This is a genomic window from Pseudomonas fluorescens (genome assembly GCF_902497895.1).
GTDB lineage: Bacteria > Pseudomonadota > Gammaproteobacteria > Pseudomonadales > Pseudomonadaceae > Aquipseudomonas > Aquipseudomonas fluorescens_BP.
This window is the reverse complement of sequence record NZ_CABVHQ010000146.1, coordinates 1-3,147: the sequence shown is the minus strand read 5'-3', so window position 1 is coordinate 3,147 and position 3,147 is coordinate 1. Positions and strand designations below refer to the sequence as shown.

The following is a 3,147-nucleotide window of genomic DNA, read 5'->3' as shown; positions in this document are numbered from 1 at the left end:
GCGGGCGCCTGGGCGCCCTCGCCCGCCTGGGTGGCGACCAGTTCGCCCTGGTGCAGGCCGATATCGAACAGCCCTATGAAGCCGCGGAGCTGGCGCAAAACATTCTCGATGACCTGGAAGCGCCGTTCGCCCTCGATCATCAGGAGATACGTCTGCGGGCCACGATCGGGATCACGCTGTTTCCGGAGGACGGCGACAGCACCGAGAAGCTGCTGCAGAAGGCCGAACAGACCATGACCCTGGCCAAGACCCGTTCGCGCAACCGCTATCAGTTCTATATCGCCAGCGTTGACAGCGCCATGCGCCGCCGCCGGGAGCTGGAAAAAGACCTGCGCGAGGCGCTGGCACGCGAGCAGTTCTACCTGGTCTACCAACCGCAGATCAGCTACCGCGATCACCGCGTGGTCGGGGTCGAAGCCCTGATTCGCTGGCAGCACCCGGAACACGGATTGGTGCCGCCGGACCTGTTCATCCCGCTGGCCGAACAGAACGGCACCATCATCGCCATCGGCGAATGGGTACTCGATCAGGCCTGCCGCCAGCTACGCGAATGGCATGATCAGGGTTTCGCCGATTTGCGCATGGCGGTCAACCTGTCCACCGTGCAATTGCACCACGCCGAGTTGCCCCGGGTGGTCAATAACCTGCTGCAGATGTATCGCCTGCCGCCGCGCAGCCTGGAGCTGGAAGTCACCGAAACCGGCCTGATGGAAGATATCAGCACCGCCGCCCAGCATCTGCTCAGCCTGCGCCGTTCCGGGGCGTTGATCGCCATCGACGACTTCGGTACCGGCTACTCGTCCCTGAGTTATCTGAAAAGTCTGCCGCTGGACAAGATCAAGATCGACAAGAGTTTCGTCCAGGACCTGCTGGATGACGACGACGATGCCACCATCGTTCGGGCGATCATTCAATTGGGCAAGAGTCTGGGCATGCAGGTGATTGCCGAGGGCGTGGAGACCGCCGAGCAGGAGACCTACATCATCTCCGAAGGCTGCCACGAGGGTCAGGGCTATCTCTACAGCAAGCCTCTGCCCGCCAGGGAATTGAGTGCTTATTTGAAGCAGGCCCAACGCAGTAACGCCGCCATCCTGTGACACACGCTGACGAACGTAGCAGCTGGCGAAGGTTGCGTTCGGCTATGTGTAGCAGCTGCCGAAGGCTGCGTTCGGCTGCAAAGCAGTCGTAAATCCCGAGGCTGCGGTTAACCTGACACAACGCAGCGCCTGATTTCACGACTGCTGCGCAGCCGAACGCAGCCTTCGGCAGCTGCTACACACATCCGGACGCAGCCTTCGGCAAAGTGCCATTGGCCTTTGAATAAGAAATATTTACAAACCCAACCCTTTACACATAATGCAAATCTTTCGCATTATGTTGCAGCTTTTGCGCTCCCGCGCGCCTGTCCACCTCTCTCGAAGCAGGATGTTCGCCATGATTCGTATGCCTCTGGCTACCGCCAGTCTGTTGGCCATCGCTATTTCCCTCGCTGGTTGCGGCGAAGGCAAAGACAAGGCCGCCGCTCCGCAAGCGCCTGTTCCGACTGCCAGCACCGCAGCCCCAGCTGCTCCTGCTCCTGTTGCTCCTGCCGGTAAAGTTGATGAAGCCGCTGCCAAGGCCGTTGTCGCGCATTACGCCGACATGGTCTTCGCCGTCTACAGCGATGCCGAATCCACTGCGAAAACCCTGCAAACCGCGATCGACGCGTTCCTCGCCAAGCCGAACGTCGACACCCTGAAAGCCGCCAAGGCTGCCTGGGTCGCTGCGCGCGTACCTTACTTGCAGAGCGAAGTGTTCCGCTTCGGCAACACCATCGTCGACGATTGGGAAGGTCAGCTTAACGCCTGGCCGCTGGACGAAGGCCTGATTGACTACGTCGACAAGAGCTACGAGCACGCACTGGGTAACCCGGGCGCGACCGCCAACATCATCGCCAATACCAAAGTTCAGGTCGGCGAAGACAAGGTCGACGTGAAAGACATCACCCCGGAAAAACTCGCCAGCCTGAATGAACTGGGCGGTTCCGAAGCCAACGTCGCCACCGGCTACCACGCCATCGAATTCCTGCTCTGGGGCCAGGACCTGAACGGCACCGGCCCTGGCGCCGGCAACCGTCCAGCGTCCGATTACCTGGAAGGCAAAGGCGCCACCGGCGGTCACAACGATCGTCGTCGTGCCTACCTGAAATCCGTCACCCAACTGCTGGTCAGCGACCTGGAAGAAATGGTCGGTAACTGGAAGCCAAACGTGGCCGACAACTACCGCGCCACTCTGGAAGCCGAACCCACCGATACCGGCTTGCGCAAAATGCTCTTCGGCATGGGCAGCCTGTCCCTGGGTGAACTGGCGGGCGAGCGCATGAAGGTGTCCCTGGAAGCCAACTCGCCGGAAGACGAACACGACTGCTTCAGCGATAACACCCACTACTCGCAGTTCTACGATGCCAAAGGCATTCGCAACGTGTACCTGGGCGAATACACCCGTGTCGACGGCACCAAGATGACCGGCGCCAGCCTGTCCTCGCTCGTCGCCAAAGCCGACCCGGCCGCCGACACCGCGCTGAAAGCTGACCTGGCGGCGACCGAAGCCAAAATGCAAGTGATCGTCGACCACGCCAACAAGGGTGAGCACTACGACCAGTTGATCGCCGCGGGCAACACCGCCGGCAACCAGATCGTTCGCGACGCCATCGCTTCGCTGGTCAAGCAGACTGGTTCGATCGAACAGGCTGCCGGCAAGCTGGGCATCACTGATCTGAACCCGGACAACGCTGATCACAAGTTCTGATCAACCGCTGTTTGAGTGAATAAAGAGGCGACCTTCGGGTCGCCTTTTTTGTGGGGCACGTTCTGTTCGGCTTGAGATTTTGGCTGGAGTCGAAAACCACCCCTCACCCTAACCCTCTCCCCAGAGGGCATAAGTATCTACACAACTTTGAAATACGGTGAAGGACTACGCCCGTAGCAGCTGCCGAGCCTGCGAGGCTGCGTCCGGCGGCGAAGCGGTCGTAAAATCAGGCAACACGCTTTTTCAGGTAAACCGCGGGCACAGGATTTGCGACGACTGCGTCCTCGAACGCAGCCTCGCAGGCTCGGCAGCTGCTACGGATTCAGCCCTACGCCGTATTTCAAAGTTGTGTAGATACCT

2 protein-coding genes are annotated in these 3,147 nt (G+C 60.2%); both read left to right on the top strand.

Annotated features, from left to right (window positions below; genetic code table 11):
* Positions 1-1,097 (top strand): putative bifunctional diguanylate cyclase/phosphodiesterase (locus F8N21_RS30175; protein ID WP_150645590.1); only part of this gene is annotated, 1,097 nt, incomplete at its 5' end.
* Positions 1,098-1,434: 337 nt separating this feature from the next.
* Entirely contained in the window at positions 1,435-2,787 is a 1,353-nt protein-coding gene (locus tag F8N21_RS30170; RefSeq protein ID WP_150645589.1) for an imelysin family protein, read from the top strand.
* The last annotated feature ends 360 nt before the right edge of the window (positions 2,788-3,147 follow it).

Bases quoted from the DNA above. Each gene is read 5' to 3' on its own strand.
- F8N21_RS30170 (WP_150645589.1), top strand. From the start codon at position 1,435: ATGATTCGTATGCCTCTGGCTACCGCCAGTCTGTTGGCCATCGCTATT.